Origin of the sequence: Plesiocystis pacifica SIR-1, assembly GCF_000170895.1 — a bacterium.
Lineage (GTDB): Bacteria > Myxococcota_A > Polyangia > Nannocystales > Nannocystaceae > Plesiocystis > Plesiocystis pacifica.
Genome location: NZ_ABCS01000013.1, coordinates 105,178 through 126,070 on the forward strand (window position 1 = coordinate 105,178; position 20,893 = coordinate 126,070).

17 protein-coding genes and 3 tRNA genes are annotated in these 20,893 nt (G+C 69.5%); 9 read left to right on the forward strand and 11 right to left on the reverse strand.

What is annotated here, in order from left to right:
* The first annotated feature begins 22 nt into the window (after window positions 1-22).
* The 3 genes from PPSIR1_RS47585 to PPSIR1_RS47595 all read left to right on the forward strand — a co-directional run bounded on the left by PPSIR1_RS47585 (window position 23) and on the right by PPSIR1_RS47595 (window position 527).
* Window positions 23-153: transfer RNA gene (locus PPSIR1_RS47585), tRNA-OTHER, on the forward strand.
* Between the two features lie 32 nt (window positions 154-185).
* A tRNA-Thr gene (locus tag PPSIR1_RS47590) sits at window positions 186-317 on the forward strand.
* 81 nt (window positions 318-398) lie between these two features.
* Window positions 399-527 (forward strand) — tRNA-Asn (locus PPSIR1_RS47595).
* Here the strand turns inward: PPSIR1_RS47595 and uvrC are convergent.
* Genes uvrC through PPSIR1_RS09040 form a run of 3 tightly spaced genes read right to left on the reverse strand, consistent with a single transcriptional unit; the run spans window position 528 to window position 4,657 of the window.
* On the reverse strand, window positions 528-2,675 hold the full coding sequence (uvrC, locus tag PPSIR1_RS09030) for an excinuclease ABC subunit UvrC (RefSeq protein ID WP_006970724.1): 2,148 nt from the start codon (window positions 2,673-2,675) through the stop codon (window positions 528-530).
* An 8-nt stretch (window positions 2,676-2,683) separates the two neighbouring features.
* Complete coding sequence (locus PPSIR1_RS09035) at window positions 2,684-3,979, reverse strand: M50 family metallopeptidase (RefSeq protein ID WP_006970725.1); 1,296 nt, start codon at window positions 3,977-3,979, stop codon at window positions 2,684-2,686.
* Window positions 3,980-3,997: 18 nt separating this feature from the next.
* The gene (locus tag PPSIR1_RS09040; protein ID WP_006970726.1) at window positions 3,998-4,657 is read right to left on the reverse strand and encodes a hypothetical protein; all 660 of its coding nucleotides are present in this window, start codon (window positions 4,655-4,657) and stop codon (window positions 3,998-4,000) included.
* Window positions 4,658-4,844: 187 nt separating this feature from the next.
* On the opposite strand from PPSIR1_RS09040, the gene PPSIR1_RS09045 reads away from it, so the two are divergent.
* Window positions 4,845-5,441, forward strand: coding sequence for a single-stranded DNA-binding protein (locus tag PPSIR1_RS09045; protein WP_006970727.1), 597 nt, complete (start codon window positions 4,845-4,847; stop codon window positions 5,439-5,441).
* A gap of 163 nt (window positions 5,442-5,604) precedes the next feature.
* Here PPSIR1_RS09045 and PPSIR1_RS42255 read toward each other — a convergent pair whose 3' ends face one another.
* The gene (locus tag PPSIR1_RS42255; protein WP_006970728.1) at window positions 5,605-6,264 is read right to left on the reverse strand and encodes an RDD family protein; all 660 of its coding nucleotides are present in this window, start codon (window positions 6,262-6,264) and stop codon (window positions 5,605-5,607) included.
* A 287-nt stretch (window positions 6,265-6,551) separates the two neighbouring features.
* On the opposite strand from PPSIR1_RS42255, the gene PPSIR1_RS09055 reads away from it, so the two are divergent.
* The gene (locus PPSIR1_RS09055) at window positions 6,552-7,004 is read left to right on the forward strand and encodes a cytochrome P460 family protein (RefSeq protein WP_006970729.1); all 453 of its coding nucleotides are present in this window, start codon (window positions 6,552-6,554) and stop codon (window positions 7,002-7,004) included.
* Window positions 7,005-7,007: 3 nt separating this feature from the next.
* On the opposite strand, the gene PPSIR1_RS47600 is transcribed toward PPSIR1_RS09055, so the two are convergent.
* Entirely contained in the window at window positions 7,008-8,084 is a 1,077-nt protein-coding gene (locus PPSIR1_RS47600) for a hypothetical protein (RefSeq protein ID WP_006970730.1), read from the reverse strand.
* Between the two features lie 111 nt (window positions 8,085-8,195).
* Between PPSIR1_RS47600 and acnA the strand changes: the two genes are divergently transcribed.
* Window positions 8,196-11,021 carry an aconitate hydratase AcnA gene (acnA, locus tag PPSIR1_RS09065; RefSeq protein ID WP_006970731.1) on the forward strand — a complete coding sequence of 942 codons (2,826 nt, stop codon included), beginning with the start codon at window positions 8,196-8,198 and terminating at the stop codon, window positions 11,019-11,021.
* A gap of 131 nt (window positions 11,022-11,152) precedes the next feature.
* On the forward strand, window positions 11,153-12,022 hold the full coding sequence (locus tag PPSIR1_RS09070; RefSeq protein ID WP_232296453.1) for a hypothetical protein: 870 nt from the start codon (window positions 11,153-11,155) through the stop codon (window positions 12,020-12,022).
* Window positions 12,023-12,314: 292 nt separating this feature from the next.
* Here the strand turns inward: PPSIR1_RS09070 and PPSIR1_RS09075 are convergent, their stop codons facing one another.
* The 3 genes from PPSIR1_RS09075 to PPSIR1_RS09085 form a co-directional block, all read right to left on the reverse strand.
* Entirely contained in the window at window positions 12,315-13,595 is a 1,281-nt protein-coding gene (locus PPSIR1_RS09075; RefSeq protein WP_045115676.1) for a glycosyltransferase, read from the reverse strand.
* 25 nt (window positions 13,596-13,620) lie between these two features.
* Window positions 13,621-14,367: a glycosyltransferase family 2 protein gene (locus tag PPSIR1_RS09080; protein WP_006970734.1), complete on the reverse strand. Its 747-nt coding sequence runs from the start codon at window positions 14,365-14,367 to the stop codon at window positions 13,621-13,623.
* 155 nt (window positions 14,368-14,522) lie between these two features.
* Complete coding sequence (locus PPSIR1_RS09085; protein WP_045115677.1) at window positions 14,523-15,095, reverse strand: hypothetical protein; 573 nt, start codon at window positions 15,093-15,095, stop codon at window positions 14,523-14,525.
* 134 nt (window positions 15,096-15,229) lie between these two features.
* On the opposite strand from PPSIR1_RS09085, the gene PPSIR1_RS45835 reads away from it, so the two are divergent.
* Window positions 15,230-16,516, forward strand: a complete 1,287-nt coding sequence (locus tag PPSIR1_RS45835) for an endoglucanase (protein WP_086001153.1) — start codon at window positions 15,230-15,232, stop codon at window positions 16,514-16,516.
* A gap of 74 nt (window positions 16,517-16,590) precedes the next feature.
* Here the strand turns inward: PPSIR1_RS45835 and PPSIR1_RS09095 are convergent, their stop codons facing one another.
* Window positions 16,591-17,679, reverse strand: a complete 1,089-nt coding sequence (locus tag PPSIR1_RS09095) for an alpha/beta hydrolase family protein (protein WP_157595356.1) — start codon at window positions 17,677-17,679, stop codon at window positions 16,591-16,593.
* A gap of 183 nt (window positions 17,680-17,862) precedes the next feature.
* Between PPSIR1_RS09095 and PPSIR1_RS09100 the strand changes: the two genes are divergently transcribed.
* Window positions 17,863-18,261 (forward strand): EF-hand domain-containing protein, encoded by a 399-nt coding sequence (locus tag PPSIR1_RS09100; protein ID WP_006970738.1) that lies wholly within the window; start codon window positions 17,863-17,865, stop codon window positions 18,259-18,261.
* Window positions 18,262-18,283: 22 nt separating this feature from the next.
* Here the strand turns inward: PPSIR1_RS09100 and PPSIR1_RS09105 are convergent, their stop codons facing one another.
* Window positions 18,284-20,143, reverse strand: coding sequence for an acyl-CoA dehydrogenase (locus PPSIR1_RS09105; RefSeq protein WP_006970739.1), 1,860 nt, complete (start codon window positions 20,141-20,143; stop codon window positions 18,284-18,286).
* 29 nt (window positions 20,144-20,172) lie between these two features.
* Entirely contained in the window at window positions 20,173-20,793 is a 621-nt protein-coding gene (locus PPSIR1_RS09110) for a CAP domain-containing protein (protein WP_006970740.1), read from the reverse strand.
* Window positions 20,794-20,893: the final 100 nt, after the last annotated feature.

Genomic DNA, 20,893 nt, shown 5'->3' on the forward strand with positions numbered 1-20,893 from the left:
CCTTGCCCGACCACCCTTCACGCGCGTCGTAGCTCAATGGGATAGAGCGCGAAAACGCGGTCCTCCAAACCTTGCCCGGCGAGAGCTGGGCCGCGGGAAGACCGTTATCGTCTGAAACACGCGAGGTTACCGGTTCGAGTCCGGTCGACGCGCCTTCGCACGAATCAATACTGTGCGGAACCATGTGCTCCGTAGCTCAATGGTAGAGTACAAAACGCGGTCATCCGTGCCTTGCCCGATATGAGTCGGGCCGAAGGAAGGACCGTTAACGCGACACTTGTAATGTTGAGGTGCCGGTTCGACTCCGGCCGGAGCACTTCGAGAGCGCCGCTCTCGAGACCACCATGACGGGTATCGCTCGTCATGGCTGGTGACCATCACAATCGAATAGCCACATGCGCGCCGTAGCTCAATGGCAGAGCACTTCACGCGGTCGTCCACGCCTTGCCCGGCGCGAGCTGGGCCGAAGGAATGATCGTTAGCGACTGTTAATCGTAGGGTTGTCGGTTCGAGTCCGACCGGCGCGCCTATCCCCCGCTCAAGCTCGCGTGGATCTGCTCGGCGAGCTTGGGCCCCACGCCCTTGACCTCGGCGAGCGCGTCCACGTCTGCTGCGCGGATCGCCTTGACCGTCCCGAAGTGCCGCAGCAGCGCCTTCTTGGTCGCCGGCCCCACGCCCTTGATGCCGTCGAGGGTCGAGGTCAGGGCTCGCTTGCCGCGGCGCTTGCGGTGGTGGGTGATCGCAAAGCGGTGCGCCTCGTCGCGGAGCCGGGTCATCAGGTAGAGCTCGGACGAGCCGTGGGCGAGGGCGATGGCGTCGCGCGCCCCGGGGACGAACACGCGCTCGGGCTTGACCTTGCCCTCATCGCTCTGGCCGTCGTCTTGCTCGGCGTCGGCCGTGGCCACGACGTAGTCGGCGAGGGCCTGGCCGGCGTACTCGCCCGCGACCTTGGCCTCGGCGTCTGCCTTTTCCTCCGCCGCGGCCTCGCGCAGCTCCTCGAGGCCCGCGCGGGTGGCCGTGGGCGCGAAGCGGCGCTCCTTGGCCAGCGACACCAGGTCGACGCCCTCGTCGCCCAGGGCGATGCCCATGTCCTGCATGGCGGCGATGACCCGGCCGAGCTGGCCCTTGCCGCCGTCGATGACGATCAGGTCGGGGAGCGCCCAGCTGTCGTCCTCGGCCCCGCGGTCGAGGGCCCGGCGGAAGCGGCGGGTCAGGACCTCGTACATCGAGCGGAAGTCGTCGTTTTGGCGCTCGCCCTGGCTGAGCCCGGCGCCGCCGTCGTCGACCTGGCCCTTGATCTTGAAGTGGCGGTAGGCGGCCTTGTCGGGCTGGCCGTCGGTGAACACGACCATGGACGCGACCGGATCGCTGCCCTGGATGTGGCTGACGTCGTAGCACTCGATGCGCCGGGGCAGCCGGCTCAGGCGCAGGCGCTCGCGCAGCCGGGTCAGCGCCTGCTCGGCGTCGTCTCGCTTGCTGCGGCGGGTCGCAAAGTTGCTCGCGGCGTTGCGCTCGGCGAGCAGGGTCAGGCGCTTGCGGGGGCCTCGCTTGGGGACCTTGATGGCCACGCTGCGGCGGCGGTCGGCGAGCAGCTCCCCGCGCCGCTCGGACAGCCAGTCGGCCAGGGGCGCGGCGTCGTCCTCGGCCAGCTCGAAGGGCAAGAGCAGCTCCTCGGGGACCAGCGGGGCCTCGTCGTAGTAGGCCGAGAGGAAGCTCGACAGGACCTCGGGGTCGGGGAGCTCCATGCCCGAGGCGCCGAAGCGCTGGCTGCCGATGAGCTTGCCGGCGCGCACGTGCATGACCACGAACTCGACGCTCCCGCCCTCGCGGTACATGCCGATGACGTCCTGGTCGAGCTCGTCGGTGCCGACGACCTCCTGGCGCTGGAGGCTGGTCTCGATCGCCCGCAGCTGGTCGCGGATCCGGGCGGCCTGCTCGAACTCGAGGTTCTCGGCCGCCGCCTCCATGCGCGCGCTCAGGCCCTTGACCAGCTCCGTGTGCCGGCCCGAGAGGAACAGGCCGACGTCCTTGACCTGCTCGGCGTAGGCGCCCTCGTCGACCTCGTAGACGCAGGGCGCGGGGCAGCGGCCGATCTGATATTGCAGGCAGGGCCGCTTGCGGTTGCGGAGCACGAAGTCCGAGCAGGTCCGCAGCTGGAAGTGGCGGTTGACCACGCGCAGGGTGTGGCGGGCCGAGGTCGCCGAGTGGTAGGGGCCGTAGTAGTTGGCCTTGTCGCTGGCGATGTTGCGCACGACGTCGAGCTTGGGCCAGTCCTTGTCCGGGTCGAGGCGCAGCACCAGGTACTGCTTGTCGTCGCGGAGCTTGACGTTGAAGCGCGGGTGGTAGCGCTTGATCAGGTTGTTCTCGAGCAGCATCGCCTCCTTGTCGTTGGAGGTGATGACCGCCTCGATGTCGCCGAGGATGCGGCCCAGGGTCGGGACGAAGCGCCGGGTGTCGTGGCCGTTGAAGTACTGGCGCACGCGCTGACGCAGGCGCCGGGCCTTGCCCACGTAGACCACCCGGCCCTTGCGGTCGCGCATCACGTAGACGCCCGGGTCCGCGGGCAGGCGCTCGACGAGCTCGACGAGCTGTTCGCGGTTGCGGGCCCGGGGCTTCCAGTCGGGGGGGATGTCGGCGGCCTCGTCGGCCGGCGCGAGGCGACGGCTTCGGGCCATGGCGGGGCTCACTCGGCGGGGGCGGGCTCGGCGGGGGCAGGCTCGGGCTTGGCCTCGGCTTCGGGGGCCGGGTCTTTAGCCGCAGGCTCGGGCTTGGCCTCGGCCTCGGGGGCCTTCTCGCCCTCTTCAGCCTCGGGCGCAGCCTCACCCTCACCTTCGGACTCGCCGGCCTCGATCTTCATCGCCTCGGCCTCGAACTCCGCCGCGACCTGGCGCCACACCGGCCCCTTGTCGCCGCCGATGTCGTTGAACACGGTGACGTAGGCGACCATGCCCAGCAGCGCGATCATGCCGACCATGTGCACGCGCTCCTCGAGCATCTTGTTGGGCGGCCGGCGAGCGATGAGCTCGTAGAACAGGAACACCAGGCGCCCGCCGTCGAGGGCGGGGATGGGGAAGAGGTTGAACATGCCCAGGGCCGTGGAGATCAGCGCGCTGATCACCAGGAAGTCGATCACGCCCTGGTCGGCGCTGGTCTTGATGGCCTTGGCGATGGCCACGGGCCCGCCGACCTTGCCCTTGCTCTCGCCCTTGATGGCCTTGGCCATGAACTGGAGCTGGCGCTTGGTCTGGGCGAAGGGCCACTCGACGCCCATCCACACGGCCTTGGCCGGGTTGACGGGCATGTAGTCGCCCTTGACGGCCAAGGTGGTGTTGAGCGCGGGGGCCTCGGCGTTGAGGGCCACGGGGAACTCGAGGGGCTCGACCTCGCCGCCCTCGGAGGTGCGCTCGACGCTGATGACCACCGTCTCGCCGAGCTTCTCCTTGGTCATCTCGATGACCTTGCCCTGGGCCTCGGGGCCGCGAACCTCTTCACCGTCAATGGCGATGATCTCGTCGCCGACCTCGAGGCCCGCGGCGGCGGCCGGGCTGCCGACCCCAAAACCGCCGATCTCGACGCCGACGGGCTCTTGCACGCCGACGGAGGCGAACACCCCGGCCATGATGATGATCGCGGCGAGGTAGTTGGTGATCGGGCCGCCGGCGATGGCCAGGAGCCGGGCCCACAGCGGGCTGTCTCGGAAGTTGCGGTAGCCGACGGGGGCCGGGGGCAGGTTGCCCTCTTCGTCGAGGGAGTACTCCTCGGGCTCCATGCCGACGATGTGCACGTAGGCGCCGAAGGGGATCGCGCTGATGACGTACTCCGTGCCCTTGTAGGTGAACAGGCGGAGGATGACCGGGCCGATGCCGAACACGCTGAAGCGGTCGACGTGCATCCCGCCGATTTTGGCGCAGATGAAGTGACCGAACTCGTGGATGACGATCAGGAGCGAGAGGGCGAGAATGGCCAGGAGCCAGGACACCCCGGGACTATAGTCGGCTCAGCGCCTGCGGTCGAAGTGGCCCAAGCCCACCCGGCCGAGGCGGCCGCGGACGAACAAGGTCGCGCGCTGGCGCAAGCCGTGATCGCGCGGCGGGCTCCAGGCCGCGTGCTGCCCGTGGGAGTCGAGCATGGCCTGAACCTCGCGTTGGGCGCTGACGAGCCCGCCGCGGTGCCAGCCGAGGGCCGCCTGGCCGAGGTTTCGCCCGACGGCGAGCACTTCGCCCGGGATGAGCGCGGCTGGATCGCCGCAGAAGACCTGGCGCGCCGCCCACAGAGCCCGATCGACCTCGAATGGCGCATCGACGATGAGCCACACCCGCCCGCGGGCCGTACGCGCGAGCTGGCGCACGGCCGTGCCCCGCGGGAGGTCCTGGATCGAGCGTAGCTCGGGCAACTTGCGGTGGAGGATGCTCAGCACGCTCAGCGTGTTGTCCCGGGAGCCCTCGTCGAGGGCGAGGAGCTCGTGACGCAGGGGCAGATCTCCGGAGATCGTGGCTTCCTCACGTTCACCCCGCTGGGGGGGCGTGGTCGTGTCTCGCCACTCGCCGGCCTCGAGCTCGGCGGCGAGGCTGCTGGCGACCTCCGCGGCGGCCCGGGCCATCTCGGGGAGGCGGGTCTCGTCGTCACGCAGGCACAGGGCGATGGACAGGTCGGGCATGGCGGGGCGCAGGGAGCTTGACCCGGCCGATCACCGCGGGTCAAGGGAGGCCCCCGGCTGCTTCAACATGTTGCGCGCAACGTCGGGCCGCCGCGGCCGATGAGGGAGGGCAGGCGCGTCTCGCTCGGGCCCCCGCCGCTTGCCATCCTCGTGTCCAGGCCCGAACATTCCCGAATCAGGAGCCGCCATGGCCGGAATCAACAAAGTCATCCTCGTCGGTAACCTCGGGCGCGACCCCGAGCTTCGCTACACCCAAGGCGGCACGGCCGTCGCCCGCTTGTCCGTCGCCACCACCCGGCGCTGGCGCAACAAGCAGTCCAACGAGATGGTCGAGGAGACCGAGTGGCACCGTGTCACGGTGTGGGGCCAGACCGCAGAGCACTGCAACAACTACTTGTCCAAGGGCCGGCAGGTCTACGTCGAGGGTCGGCTCCAGACCCGCAGCTACGACGACAAGGAAGGCATCAAGCGCTACTCCACCGAGATCATCGCGGACACCGTGCAGTTCCTGGGCGGCCGTGATGGCGGCGGCGGTGGAGGTCGCGGAGGTGGCGGTGGCTACGACGGCGGAGGCGGAGGCGGCGGCTACGGAGGTGGCGGCGGCGGAGGCGGCTACGGAGGTGGCGGCGGAAGCAGCTACGGCGGTGGTGGTAGCGGAGGCGGCGGCTACGGAGGTGGCGGCGGCGGAGGCAACAGCGGCGGTGGAGGCCCCGCGCCCTACGACCCCGGCGACTACTCGCCCGTGGGCGGGGGCGGGGGCGACGACGACGACATCCCCTTTTGATCTTGCCCCCACGGTCGGCTCGGAGCCGGGGACGCTTCGTCGCTCCCGCTCCTCCGCTCTGGCTTGGTGGGCAACGGGGGTCGCCCCCGAGAGTACGGCTCGAACAAAAAGGGCAGCGCACGAAGCCGTGCGCTGCCTTTTCGTTTCGAGGGTGCGTCTCGGATCAGCCGTCCGCGGCGACGATGACCTTGGTGCTGGCGATGTGGTCGTGCAGGCAGCGACGCTGCTCGCCGAAGATCATCAGGGCGTCGACGAGCCCGAAGAAGGGGATGATCTGGTTAGCCACGCCGATGACCCAGCTGCGCAACAGCACGCCGTGGACGAAGTCGACGGGGCTGCCGTCCTCCATCACGATCCGGATGCCCATCCACTTCTTGGCCAGGCTCTGGCCCGTGGTCGAGATCAGGTACCACTGGTAGATGGCGAGGGCGAAGATGCCCACGAAGCCGAGCAGGCCCAGCGGAATGAGCTCGGCGCCGAAGCCAATGCCGGCGAAGATCGCCGGGACGACGTAGAGCATCCCGTCGACGATCGCCGCGCCGAGTCGAGTGCCGCGCTCGGCGAGGGGCTGGTGGAGCGCGGGGGTCGGGTTCGCCCAGGCCGTGTCGACGGCGGCGCTCGGCGGGGCGTAGGGGTTGTAGGCAGGCTGGCCGACGTTGGCCGGCACCCCTCCCGAGTTGGGTGGGTTCGAGGCGTAGGGGTTCGCCGCTTCGGAGCCGGGCGGCGCCGCGTAGGGATTTTGCGGGGGCAAGCCGTAGGGGTTTTGGTCCGGCGAGTTGGAGGCGTAGGGGTTGTCGTTCACGTGGCTCTCCAGCGTGGGCATGCAGCGCTGACGTACAATCTTAGGCCGCCTCGTGTTCCGGTTCCATCACCGGCTGGGGAGCTTCGAAGTTGGGCGCGCATGGCAACCTTGCGCCGGATGCGCGATGTGGCTCGGAGTCTGCTCCAAAGTGGCGTGGTCTCCTGAATTCGACCTCCCGCGCGGTGAGACCGGCTAGCATGCCTGGGATGGAGCGCGTCCCCCCCCGCCCTTTCGCCCGCCTCGTTCTCCCGTGTCTGGCCTCTGCCCTCCTCCTGGGTGTCTCGGCGTGCAAGCCTGCGGATGAGGAGGTGACCTACGACCCCGAGGAGGTCCTGGCGACGGCCGCCGACTACCAGACCGCGCTCGAGCGCCTCGACGTCGAGCCGGTTCCCTCGGTCCACGGCGACGGCATGGGCACGGCGGCCTTCTACGCCAACTCGGAGGCGGCCGAGGTGTTCCGCTCCATCGACCCCGGCGATCCCGACGCGACGGCGACCTTTCCCCGCGGCTCGATCCTGGTCAAGGAGAACTTCGACTCCGCGCAGATCTCCCACGGGATGCTCTCGGTCATGGCCAAGTTCGAGGAGGGCTACAACCCGCTGGGCAACGACTGGTTCTTCGCCATGGTCGACCTCGACGGCAACGTGCTCGACAACAAGGCGGGCAACGGGGCCGACGTCGAGTTCTGCCGCGACTGCCACTCGCAGATGGGCGCGGACACGGATCTGGTGATCGGCCTCGAGGCCGACCAGCTGCGCTGAGGCTCAGCGCTTTTTCTTGGCGGTCGCCTTCTTCTTGGCGGCCGTCTTTTTCTTGGCGGCCGCTTTTTTCTTGGCGGTCGCCTTGTTCTTGGCGGTCGCCTTGTTCTTGGCGGCCGCCTTCTTCTTGGCGGTCACCTTCTTGGCGGTCACCTCCTTGGTGGTCGCCTTCTTTTTGGCGGTCGCCTTCTTTTTGGCGGTCGCCTTCTTCGCCCGCTTCTTCGACACCTTCTTGCGCGGCTTGGCGACCTTCGGCTTGGGGCTGTCGTCGACCGCCGCGGCCGAGTCCGCGCCGCGCTCGAGCGAGGGCGGGTCGGCGCGCTCGGGGGACCAGCGCACGCTCCGGGGCCGCTTTGCCCGGCTCTTCCACAGCTCGAAGACCAGGAAGTAGGAGTGGTTCTTGCGCGCGTGGACCTGCTCGAGCAGGCGGCTGACGGCCGGCGCGTTGCTGCGCACGAGCACGAACAGGTCCTTGCAGTAAAAGCCCATGTCCTCGTAGCCCGTGATGATCTCGACGTGGGTCAGGCGCTGCTTGTTGGCGCTGACCTCGTCCTGGGTCTTGACGATGAGCTTGCCGCCGGGCTTGAGCACGCGCCGCGCCTCGAGCCCGGCGCGCAGGTAGAGATCGGTCACGGCGTCGTGCCACTTGGGCGCACCCTCGTCGGCCTGGTAGGTTCGGCCGTCGGCGTAGGCGTCGCGGAAGGCGGCGTGGGTGCCCGAGCCAGCCCGGTGGGTCTGCGAGCGGCGGAAGAAGCCCTCCATGTAGGGCGGGTCGAGGACGACGCAGTCGAGGCTGTCGTCTTCGTAGGGCAGTTCGCGACAATCGACTGCGTCGCGATAGCGCACGAACATGTCCTGCTCTTTGATGGCGAGCTCGATGTCCGAGGCCCACAGCTCGTAGGTGCCGGGCTGAATCAGCTTCCAGAACACGCCCTTGCCGTAGGTGACGTCCGCGACGCGGCTGTGCACGGGGACGTGGAGCTCCATGATCCGTCGAAACAGCTCGGCGTTGTCACCGATGTGTGCCGATTGCACGAGCTTGGAGGTGCTCGTGCCGCCTTGAACGCGCTTGCCCGTGGCCACGGAGCGAACGCTACACGAAAGCGAAGGCCCGCGGAGCCGGCGCGGCCCAGCGAGCCGCGCTCACCCATGAAAATCCGGCAAATTTGCGCGAATCGGGGCGATCCGAGGGCTATGGGGACACCCGCGGGACTGCGCTATAGTCCGCCCGCCGAGCGGCCCCTCGACCCTCCCGAGCCGGCCCTGCACCGCAACCTGATCAGCGAGAAGCAACCCGTGGCAACAAGCGCACTCCCCAACGACATCCGTGAATCCATCGCCCTCGCCGACGGCAGCCAGGGCGTCATCTACCGCCTCGGCGCCCTCGAGGCCGCGGGCTGGACCGAGCTGGCCAAGCTGCCCTTCTCGATCCGCGTGCTGCTCGAGTCGGCCCTGCGCAACCACGACGGCTTCCTCGTCACCGACGACGACGTCCGCACCATCGCCAGCTGGAAGCCCCAGGGCGAGCGCAAGGAGATCCCCTTCATCCCCGCGCGCGTGATCCTCCAGGACTTCACCGGCGTCCCGGCGGTCGTCGACATCGCGGCTTGCCGCAACGCCATGGTCGAGCTCGGCGGGGACCCCCAGAAGGTCAACCCGGCGGTCAACGTCGACCTGGTCATCGACCACTCCGTGCAGGTCGACGTCGACGGCAGCCACACGGACGCGCTGCTGCGCAACCTCGACATCGAGTACAAGCGCAACCAAGAGCGCTACGAGTTCCTCAAGTGGGGTCAGCAAAACCTGGCCAACTTCGGCGCCGTGCCCCCCGGCCGCGGCATCGTCCACCAGGTCAACCTCGAGTGGATCGCCCAGGTCGCGTTCCGCAAGCAGACCACCGGCCCGGACGGCGCCGAGGAGGTCCGCTACTACCCCGACAGCCTCGTCGGCACCGACTCCCACACCACGATGATCAACGGCATCGGCGTGCTCGGCTGGGGCGTCGGCGGCATCGAGGCCGAGGCGGTCATGCTCGGCCAGCCGGTCTACATGCTCGCCCCCGACGTCATCGGCTTCAAGCTGACCGGCAAGCTGCGCGCCGGGGTCACGGCCACGGACATGACCCTGCGCATCGTCGAGCTGCTGCGCGCAAAGGGCGTGGTCGGCAAGTTCGTCGAGTTCTACGGCCCCGGCCTCGACCACCTCTCGCTCTCGGACCGGGCGACCATCGCCAACATGGCGCCGGAGTACGGGGCGACCTGCGGCTTCTTCCCCGTCGACGACCAGAGCCTCGCCTACATGCGCCTGACCGGCCGCGACGAGGACCACGTGAAGAACGTCGAGACCGTGCTCCGGGCCCAGGGCCTGTTCCGCACGGCCGAGACCCCGGACCCCGAGTTCACCGACAGCCTCGAGCTCGACCTGGCCGACGTCGACCCGGGCCTCGCTGGCCCCAAGCGCCCGCAGGACCGCGTCAACCTGTCGGCGATGAAGACCCACTTCAACGAGAGCTTGACCGCCAAGCTCGGCCTCCACGGCCACGGCCTGGCCGAGGGCGAACTGGGCAACAAGGCCACGGTCAACCACAAGGGCACGCAGTTCGAGCTGACCCACGGCGACGTGGTCATCGCGGCGATCACCTCGTGCACCAACACCAGCAACCCCGCGGTCATGCTCGCCGCCGGCCTGCTGGCGCGCAACGCCGTCGCCAAGGGCCTGCACACCAAGCCCTGGGTCAAGACCTCGCTCGCGCCGGGCTCCCGGGTGGTCACGGAGTACTACGACAAGGCCGGCCTGTCCGACGACCTGGCCAAGCTCGGCTTTAATCTAGTCGGCTACGGCTGCACCACCTGCATCGGCAACTCTGGGCCGCTGCCGGAGGTCATCGACTCGGCGATCAGCGACAACAAGCTCGTCGTCGGCTCGGTCATCTCGGGCAACCGCAACTTCGAGGGCCGGGTCCACAACAAGGTCAAGGCCAGCTACCTCGCCAGCCCGCCGCTGGTGGTCGCCTACGCCATCGCCGGCACCTTGGACATCAACTTCGACGAGGACCCGATCGGCAAGGACGCCGCGGGGGTGGACGTGTTCTTGAAGGACATCTGGCCCGGCGACGAGGAGCTGCGCCAGGTCGTCCACAGCTCGATCAACCCCGAGATGTTCCGCGCCAAGTACGGGGACGTCACCGCCGAGCCGCGCTGGGACTCCATCGAGGTGGCCGACAGCGCGCTCTACCCGTGGAACAGCGAGTCGACCTACGTCCAGCAGCCGCCCTTCTTCCAGGGCATCACCCCCGAGGTCCCCGCGGTCCAGCCCATCGCCGGCGCCCGGGTCCTGCTCAAGCTCGGCGACTCGGTGACCACCGACCACATCAGCCCCGCGGGCTCCTTCCCCGCCGAGGGCCCGGCCGGCAAGTACCTCATCGACAAGGGCGTGCAAAAGGCCGCGTTCAACAGCTTCGGCAGCCGCCGCGGCAACCATGAGGTGATGATGCGCGGCACCTTCGCCAACGTCCGCATCCGCAACCAGATCGCCCCGGGCACCGAGGGCGGCTACACCAAGTACTGGCCCACGGGCGAGGTCGAGTTCGTCTACGACGCGGCCATGAAGTACGTCGAGTCGAACACGCCCCTGGTCGTGCTCGGCGGCGTGCAGTACGGCACCGGCTCGAGCCGCGACTGGGCGGCCAAGGGCACCCTGCTGCTCGGCGTCAAGGCGGTGATCACCAAGAGCTTCGAGCGGATCCACCGCAGCAACCTCGTGGGCATGGGCGTGCTCCCGCTGTGCTTCGCCGACGGCGAGGGCGCCGACGAGCTCGGCCTCGACGGCAGCGAGAGCTTCGACATCCCGATCACCGACGACGTCCAGCCCCTCTCGAAGCTGACCGTGACCGCGACCAAGGCCGACGGCTCCAAGGTCGAGTTCGAGACCACCGTGCGCCTCGATACGCCGGTGGAGGTCGACTACTACAAAAACGGCGGCATCCTGCAGACGGTGCTGCGCAACATGGCCAAGGGCTGAGGGCGCTCCGCCTTCGCCGGGGACCCTCGGAGCTGCGGCTCCGGGGGTCTTTTCGCATGAGCCTGGCCAGATGACGGGCCAGATCGACGAGGCTCGTGCAAGACCAACTCGCGGGGGCCGAAGAGGCAGCGATGCCTGGTGCCCTTCATCAAGGAGTCCTCGCCCTGTTTCGGGACGACCCGTGGTTGGCCTTCGATCTCCTCGGAATCTCGCCGCTGAGGCGCGGCCCCGCGCGCCACGGATGCGGCGCCGTCGATGCCCTCGACCCCGATCTCGAGCGGCGACAGCTGCTGCCCGACCTCGTCCTGGTCGCCGAGGGCGAACCGGGCCTGGTCGTCACCGTCGAGGCCCAGAGCCGCACGAACGGGCGCAAGCGCTGGCGCATCCCCCACTACCAGGCGGCCCTCGCCGACGAGCATCAGCGCGACACCTGGGTCGTGGTGGTGTCCTTCTCCCCGAGCGTGTCCCGGCAGTTGGCCAGCTGGGCGCGGACCGGGCGGCCGCGCTTCGAGGCCCTGGTGCTCGACTGCGGGAACGTGCCTGTGGGCTACGATCGGGAGCGGGCGCGCGCCAGGCCCAGCGCAGCCGTGCTTGGGGCGGCCTTGCACGCGTGCAGGGGCGACATCGAGGCGGCGCGCTGGGGGCTGGGGATCGTCGCGGGCTTGCCGGTCGAGCGGCGCATGCGTGACGCGACCACGATCCTGGCCGCGGTAAGCAAGAGCATGCGAATCACGCTGGTACAGGAGTTTCCCTTCGCCCCGGATGACGACCGCTTGATGGAGATCGAGCGGCGCAGCGGGACCTACCACCTCGGCCACGACGAGGGTCGACAGGCCGTCTTGCGGGACATGGTGCTGGCGATCCTCGAAGTCCGCGGGCTCGAGCCCTCCGCCGTCGAGCGGGAGCGCGTCCTGGCGGAGGAGGACCTCGACCGGCTCCAGCGCTGGTCGGTGCGGGCGCGCACCGTCCCGAGCGTGGCAGCGCTGTTCTGCGACGATTGAGAAGTCAGCGACTGTCGACGAATCCACAGTCTCTGTCTTCTTTAGCCGTCGTGGACGACGCCACGCCCTCCCTGCCCCACGTCTACGACTCAGAGCCGTCGTGGACGACGCCACGCCCTCCCTGCCCCACGTCTACGACTCAGCGACTGTCAACGAACCCACGCCCCCGCTCGCGGGGGCGACCACCAGCCTTTTCGAAGGTACGAACTCCATTGCCCACCAAGCCAAAGCGGAGGAGCGGACAGCGACGAAGCGCCCCCGGTCCCGAGACGCCTGTGGGGGCAATGCAGGTTCAGAGCACGGCGTCGAGGAGCCCGGCCAGGGCTCGGGCCGTCGCGGGCGCGCCGAAGGAGCGCAGGGCGTCCTCGTCGGGGGTGAAGGCGCGGCGACCCTCGGCGCGGGCGTCGATGGCGGCTTCGAGCAAGGCCCGCGCCCCCGCGACGTCGCCGGGCCGGATGCTCTTGCCCGCGCCCGTCCCCTCGACGATGTCGGCGAGCTCCCCGGGCTGGCTGATGCAGGCGATGGGCGCCCGGGCCAGGAGGTAGTCGTAGAGCTTGGCCGGGATGTAGAGGGTCTCGTCGCCGTAGGCCACGAGCACGGCGAGGTCCGCCCGGGCGAGGCGCTCGAGGCCCTCGGCGAAGGGCACGAACACGCCGTGGCGGAAGGACTCGCTCAGCCCGAGGCGCTCGGCGAGCTCGAGGTCCGCCGTGCCCACGCGGCCGAGGTTCTCGAGCAGCACCGGCGGCGCGTCGGGACGCTCGCGGCGCAGCTCGGCCATGGCGTGGAGCATGGTCTCGACGCGGCGCGGTCCGTAGCAGTTGCCGAAGTGCAGCAGGTGCAGGGGCTCGTCGGCGGCGCGGCTCGAGGGCTCCGGCGTGGTCGGCTGGTCGGCGGGGTCGAAGGCGTTGCGGATCGCCGTGAGCCGGTTCTTCGGCAGGTCCGGGTAGAGCGCCCGGTAAGCCGCCAGGGCCGTCTCGCAGTTGAGGATCACCCGATCGGCGGTCTCGAACAGCCGGGCTTCGATGCGCCGGTCCATGGCCAGGGCCCACCGAGCCCGGCGCTGCTGGAAGAAGTTGAGGGTCCAGGGATCGCGCAGGTCGAGGATCAGCGGAACCCCGAGGCGCTTGGCGATCTGCTGGCCGTGGACGAGCATGGCGTAGGGCGAGCTCGTGGCGAACACGGCGTCGACGCCCTCGCGCCGACCCAGGCGCACGCCCTCGCGGACCACGTGGGGCAGCAGGGCGATGTCGGGGCCCACGGGCAAGCCGAGCAGGCGCCGGCGCTTGGGCTTGGCGGCAGGGTCCGGGCTGCGCACGGGCTTGGCGATGGTCCCGTCCGAGGGGCGCCCGGTCGGCTCCCGGAACCAGCTGGGCTCGTAGATCCGCTCGACGCGGGTGCCCTCGGGCAGGCGCAGGGGCGTGTCGTCGACGGGCCGCCGCTCGGGGATCTTGCCGGTCAGCACGACCGCGCGCCAGCCGTGCTCGGGCAGGTAGCGGGCGAAGCGATAGGCCCGCTTGCCGCCGACGTCGAACATCGGCGGGAAGTAGCGCGACAGGATCAGGACCTTGCGCATGGCAGACACGCGGGCGGCAGGGCGCTCAGCTGAGCTTGCCCCAACCCTCGAGGTTCTTGACGATCTGGCCGCGGGTGAACCAGTAGCGGATCGCGTTCTTGCGGTTTTGCAGCAGCCGGGAGTAGCGGCTGGTCGGGTGCCACTGGTGGAACATCTCGGTCTGCTCGCTGATCCACACGGCCTCGAGCCCGTAGCGCAGCGCCCGGTCGCGCATGTCCGTGTCCTCGCTGCCCCAGTGCACGAAGTTCTCGTCGTAGCCCCGGGAGTGGAAGAAGAACTCCCGGGTGGCGGACTGGCACGCGCCGGTGCCGATGCTCTTGCGCCGCTTGCCGTGGCTGTGGAGGTAGGGCAGGTCCGCGCTGGTGTAGTCGCGCTCGGGCACGCTCTGGGGCAGGTCCGAGCAGGCGCACAGGACCAGGGCCTTGCCGGGCAGGCGATCGTGGACCGCGAGCAGGGCGGGCACGAAGTTGGGCGCGAAGATCATGTCCGCGTCCGTGCAGAACATGTACTCGCCGGTGGCGTGCTGGATGCCGAGGTTGAGGGCGCGGGAGCGGTTCCAGTCGCCGTACTCGTCGGTGCGCGCGATCCGGGCGTCGAACTGCTCGGCGAGCTCGCGGATCGAGGCCGCGTGCGCTTCGTTGCTGCCGAAGTCGGACAGCACGATCTCGAGCTGAGCGGCGTCGAGCTGCTGCCAACGCAGCGAGGCCAGGCAGTTGCGCAGGCGGGTCCCGGAGCGGTTGCGGACGGGGATGATGGCCGAAAGGCGCGGCACGGCCCGAGCAGTTAGCCCAAGGGCCGAGCCCACGCAAGGCGCGGGGTGCCAGTGTGGTCGCCCACACGCTCTTTGGCCGCTAAACCGCCTCTGTCCACGGCTCTGTTTTAGCCGTCGTGGACGACGCCACGCCCTCCCTGCCCCACGTCCACGGCTCAGAGACCACAGACCTTGCGCTCGACCTTTTCCTCCTGGCACCAGTAGCTGTCGCCGCCCACGGTGCAGCAGCCTTCGAAGGTCAGCTCGGGGGGGCAGGGGCTGCCGGGCACGAGGGGGAGATCGCCGCAGTCGATCGGGAACTGGTTGCTCGGGTCCGCGCCCGTGAAGCCGCAGTCGTAGTAGCTCTCGCGGGGGTCCCACCCGCACTGGCCGTAGGGCTCGCCCATCAAGCAGGTGCCGTCGACGCAGATCAGCCCCTCGCCCTCGCACATGCCGTCGACGCAAGGGCAGTCCGCGGTCCCGGGCTCGCAGCCCTGGGTCTCCTCGGTGGTGTCCTCGCTCGACTCGCTGTCCTCGGTGGACTCCTCGCTCGAGCCTTCCTCGCTGCTGGAGTCTTCCGTGTCCCCGGTGGTGTCGTCGCCGACCTCGTCGGCCGTGTCGCTCGATGCCCCGGAGGCTTCGTCGTCATCCTCCGCGGCCTCGACCAAGCTCGACGAGCATCCCGCCGCGCTCAGGCCGAGGGCGGTGGCCAGGGTCAGTGCTCCCGCGAGCGAGCAAAAGCGTGCCATGCGCCCACCATACCGCGTTCCTCTGGGATAGGGATGTCCTACAAAACACCGAAAATTGCCGAGCTGTCCCAGAACTCCGCACGAACCCACTTAATCTCATCTAATTCTCTGCCGGGCGATCCACCAGAGGAAGCATGAAGCGTGCTTCGCTGCGTCTGGCCGTGCTCCTGGGTGCCCCCGTTCTCCTCGGTGGCTGCTGGACGGGGGTCTCCCTCGACTCCGGTGACGAGCTGGCCACCGCGAGCACGATCGACACGACGGCGGACTCGGACAGCAGCGCGGGCGACGAGGCCGGGTCGACGGACGAGGCCGGGTCGACGGGCGGTGGTTCGAGCGAGGGGGAGTCGACGAGCACGGGAAGGTCGACGGGCGAGGGAGGGTCGACGACGGATGGCGGGTCGACAGATGGAGGGTCGACGGACGGCGGGACGACGACGGAGGGCGGATCGACGGAGGGCGGATCGACGGAGGGCGGATCGACGGAGGGCGGATCGACGGAGGGCGGGACGACGACCAGCGGCACCGGCGGTGACGATCCGCCTCCGCTCGGCAACGACGCCTGCGACGGCTACGCGACGCGCTACTGGGACTGCTGCAAGGCCCACTGCGGAAACACCGGCAACACCGATCCGCTCATCGGCACGGTCGGCAGCTGCGACGCGGCCGACCAGAGCCACGGCCAGGACTACGACGTGCCCAGCTCCTGCAACGGGCCCAACCAAAACGCGGCCTTCACCTGCTACAGCAACGCCCCGTGGGCCGTCAGCGGCTCGCTGTCCTACGGCTTCGCCGCGGTCCCGGCCAACGGGGACATCTGCGGGCGCTGCTACCAGCTCGAGTTCACCGGCGAGGGCCACTACCAGGCCGACAACCCCGGCTCCGTCGCCCTCGGCGGCAAGACCATGATCGTCCAGGCCACCAACATCGGCTACGACGTCAGCGGCGGCCAGTTCGACATCCTCACCCCTGGCGGCGGCGTCGGGGCCTTCAACGCCTGCTCCTACCAGTGGGGCGTGTCGAACAACCAGCTCGGCCAGACCTACGGCGGCCTGCTCTCGACCTGCACCCAGCAGCTCGGCGCCGACAACCACCAGGCGGTCAAGTCCTGCGTCCTCGATCGCTGCAACGACATCTTCGACGAGCCGAACATGGGCGAGCTGGCCGCTGGCTGCGAGTGGTTCGTCAACTGGTACGAGGCCGCGGACAACCCCAACCTCAAGTACGAAGAGGTCGAGTGCCCGCAGGCCCTCATCGACATCTCGGGGGTCGACCGCGGCCCCCTCAACGAGACCATCCAGGGCTGCGGCGGGGGCTCTTGCTCCGAGGAGGAGCAGGCGGCGTGCGACTGCAGCTGGACCAACGGCGGGGCCAACTGCGGCGCCGACGACGGCTCGTGCTGCTGGGAAGCCTGCTGCGGCTAGGCGCCCGATCGGGTGGAGGTCGTCGTTCGCCGCGCTGCGTCCGTCGACGGCGGCGCGGTCGGGGTGGGCGACTGCTAGAGGTCGAACGCGCAAAAATCGAGTTCGGCGGGGGGCGAGGCGGCCCAGGGCGAGTCCGTCGTGCCCAGGGGGTGGAGCGCGAAGAACTCGATCACCGTCGTCGGCGACACGCTCACCGGCGCGGTGTGTCCGGCCCCGTGATCGCAGGTGACCACCGGGTGGCCCTTGTCGATCAGGAAGCTCTGGTCGTTCACGGCGAAGGCCGAGAAGTCCATGGTGTAGACCCCGGGCACGAGCTCGATGGTGTCCGTCGCCCCGCCGTGGACCAGCAGCTGCGGGTACTTGTTTTGGACGGCGTGGGGCGGCCAGTTGGCGACGATGCCGAGCAGGGCGTCGACGTTGGAGGGGTTGCTCCAATAACCCCCGGAGTAGGTCGCAACCGAGGCCAGCTGCTCGCCGCGCACGGTCGAGATCATGTCCGTGGTGATCGAGCCGAGGGAGAAGCCGGTCGAGTGCACGTGGCTGGCGTCGAGGCCCCAGCGCTGGTCGACGCACTCGAGCACCGCGTCGAACAGCGCGACCTCGCGGTTGCCGGCGCCGTTGGGCTCGATCATGAAGGTGTCCCAGTCCATGGGGAAGGACGCGCCGAAGGCCGAGATCGGGAAGTCGGTGTCCTCGGGGGTGACGAGGATGAAGGGCATGGCCGGGTTGTCGACGAGGCCCGAGAACAGCCCGCGGAAGTTGGCCGCGGTGTCGCCGAGGCCGTGCCAGGAGAACACCACCGGCCAGGGGCCGCCGGCTTCGACGTCGGCGGGCAGGTCCAGGTAGAACTCGCGGGCGAGGCCGTCGACCATGAAGCCCGAGTTGAGCCCGGGGGCCAGGGCGGCGCACTGCGGGTCCGTCTCGCCGGTGTCGGTGGTGTCCGAGCTGTCGGTGGTATCCGTGCTCTCGGTCGTCGCCTCGCCAGTGTCGGAGGATTCGCCGTCTTCGCCGTCTCCGGTGCTCTCTTCGGTGTCCTCCGCGGCCGTGTCGGAGGCCTCGTCGTCGGTGACGGAGCCGTCATCGCTGCAGCCCAGGGGCGCTGCGGCGAGGGCGAGGGCCACCAGGGCGGCGCTGCGGGACGATCGAAGGGAGCTGCAAGCCATGGCGCCCATGGTCGAGAAAGTTGAACGAGCCCGCAAGTATTGGGGCGGCTTTGAACAGAGTTCACCGCAGTTTGCGGTCACCGAGGGTGGCAATGGCGGCAGTCGCGAAAGCGCAGCGCAATCGCAGTCATCACGCCGGCGCGATCGCTCGACCCTGGGTGTCCATGGCAGAGTGTCCGGAACATGAGCGACCGAGAGTCCAGCCCGGAGGTCCAGAAGATCCTCGCCGACGCCCTCGCGCACCTGCGTGCGAAGGGCGACGCGGCGCTCAGCACCTTCGAGCGCGAGCGCGTCGCCGAGCAGGCGGCGGGCGGCGACCTCGAGGCCGCGACCGCGGCCGCGCTGCGGGCCAAGATCGACGGCCAGCTCGGGCGCCTGGCCAAGTCCTTCGATCGCTTCGATCTCGACGGCGACGGCGTGGTGACCGTCGACGAGGTCCAGCAGATCCTCGGCATGGGCCGGACCGACGCCGAGGGCTTCGTCAGCCAGTTCGACCGCGACGGCGACGAGCAGGTCGACTACGGCGAGTTCCTGATCGCCTCGTTCATCCGCCTGGGCTTCTTGCCGCCGCGCGACCCCTGAGCGGGGGGTGGGGACGCTCCGCTCACCAGGCGGAGTCGGGGACCTTGAGGTAGGAGTCCTCGTTGCTCTCGCACAGCTCGGCCAGGCGCGCGTTGTCGGGGAGCTCGGTGCGGATCCAGTAGCGGGCCGCCTCGAGCTTGGCGCGGTAGAAGGCCTCGCTGTCGGGGTCGTGGGCCTCGGTCAGGCCGCGGGAGGCAGCGCCAGCCATGCGCAGCCACTGCCACGCGACGATGAAGTTGGAGAACAGGCACAGGTAGTCGTGGCTGTGGGCCATCATGCCCAGGACGTCGCCGGACATGCCGCGCTGGCCGAGCACCTGGGTCAGGCCGCCGACGCGGGCGACCTCGATCTTCACGGCCTCGCACAGGGCCTCGTCGACGCCGTCCTTGCGCGCGACCTCGATGTCGGCGCGGATCTCCTCCATCAGCACCATCAGCGACTGGCCCATGTTGGCGACGACCTTGCGCCCGAGCAGGTCGAGGCCCTGGATGGTCGTGGTGCCCTCGTGGATCGAGTTGAGGCGCTGCTCCCGGAACCACAGCTCGGGCAGGTACTCGCTCGAGTAGCCGTAGCCGCCGTGGATCTGCAGGGCCAGGCTGGTCGACTCGAAGCCGCGCTCGGCCGGGAAGGTCTTGGTGATCGGCGTGAGGATGTCGAGGATCATCCGCGCCCGCTTGCGGTCGCCCTCGTTCGCGCCGTGCTCGGCGACGTCGTTGTAGCGCGAGGCGGTCATCACCAGGCACATGCTGGCCTCGACGATGGCCTTTTGGCGCAGCAGCATGCGCTTGACGTCGGGGTGCTCGATGATCGGGATCGGCTCTTTGGTCTTTTGGCGCGGGTCGAGGGAGCGGCCCTGCTTGCGCTCGCGGGCGTAGTCGACGGACTGGTGATAGGCGGCCGAGGCCGTCGCCGTGCCGTTGGCCCCGACGAGGATGCGCGCCTCGTTCATCATCTGGAACATGTAGCTGAGGCCGCGGCAGGGCTCGCCGACGATCCAGCCGACGCAGTCGTCGGCCTCGCCGTAGCTCAGGCCGAGGCTCGGCAGGCCCTTCCAGCCGATCTTGTGGATCAGCTGGCTGGTGTGCACGTCGTTGAACTCGACCGCGATCTCGCCCTCGCCGGCGTCCTCGTTGCTGGGGTCCTCGAGGCCGGCGCTCGGGCGCAGGCGGGGGACGGCGAACAGCGAGATGCCCTTGACGCCGGGGGGGTCGCCGGGGCGCCGGGCGAGGGTCAGGTGGACGATGTTGTCGCGGAAGTCGAGGTCGCCGCCGGAGATGAAGATCTTCGAGCCGCGGATGTGGTGGGCGCCCTCGGCCTCGCGGCCCTCGATGGGCGTCGCCGTGCTCGTGATGTCGCCCAGGCCGCTGCCGGCCCCGGGCTCGGTCAGCGACATGGTCCCGACCCACTCGCCGGCGTACATGCGCTTCATGAAGGTCGCCTTGAGGGCCTCGCTGCCGAAGCTCTCGATCAGGTGGGCGGCGCCGGCGGTCAGCAGGGGGTAGCCGACGGCCCCGCTGTTGCCGGCCATGAGGTAGAGGTAGCCGACCACCGAGACCGTCAGGGGCAGCTGCGAGCCGCCGACGCTCTCGGGGCGGGCGGCGGTGATCAGGCCCAGGTCGACGGCGGCGTCGAACAGCTCGGCCATGCCCTCGGGGGACTTGATGCGCCCGTCGATGAGCTCGGCGCCCTTTTCGTCCATGGGCTTGAAGGCCGGGTAGAACTGCTCCCGGGCGAGCTTGGCCGCGCTGCGCAGCCACAGGTCGAAGATCTCGCGGGTGTGCTCGGCGAAGTGCGGCAGCTTGCACAGTTGCTCGGCGTCGTGGACCTCGTAGAGCTGGAAGTCGACGTCGCGATCACGGATCAGAGGGTTCGTGCCGGCCATTCGCCGCACTCTACCCCACCCGCGGGCGCTCAGGGCTCGGGTTCCGGCTCGGTCGTCGAGCCGAAGGTTTGCGTCCAGTAGTGCTCGTAGGTCACGCCAACCCCCGGGGCGTAGCCAATGCCCGTCTCGTCGGTGGCCGGCGCCATCAGCTGCTTGCAGTAGTCCTCGACGTCGAGCCACCCGGACACGACGGCCTCGGGCGTGGGCCAGCCGGCCGCGAGGTTCTGGCCCTGCGGGAAGCCCTCGTAGCCGGCCATCTCCATGCGGTCGAAGGCGTTGACGCCCTCGGGGTCGAAGTTGCCCACGAAGTCGCGCGTGGCCATGTCGAGGGCGTGCTTGCGGGCGGCGCAGCGCAGGCTCGGGACCGAGCGCAGGGGCGCCGCGCCGGGCTCGTAGCTCGAGCTGGGGCACTCCACGCCCTCTGCGCGGACCTCGTTGACGCGCTCGAGCACGGCGTCCTCGAAGGCGACCCAGGCCGGGTCCCAGTCGACGACCTCGTCGCACCACTGCGCGTCCGCGGCGGCCTCGTCCGAGCTGGCGTCGTCGGGCCCCTCGTCGCTCGCCGGGCAAGCCCCGAGGGCCAGGGGAGCGAGGGCTGCGAGGACGAGGGCGAGCCGGGGAGGCCAGATGAGCCGTGTGCGCCGGTGCATGGCCGTGAAAATTACCATCTCGGCTGATGCGCGGGCGGCCATCGACCTCGGGCGCAGGTTTGATAGCCTCCGCCAATCTTGTCCGAGGTCAGCGCAAATG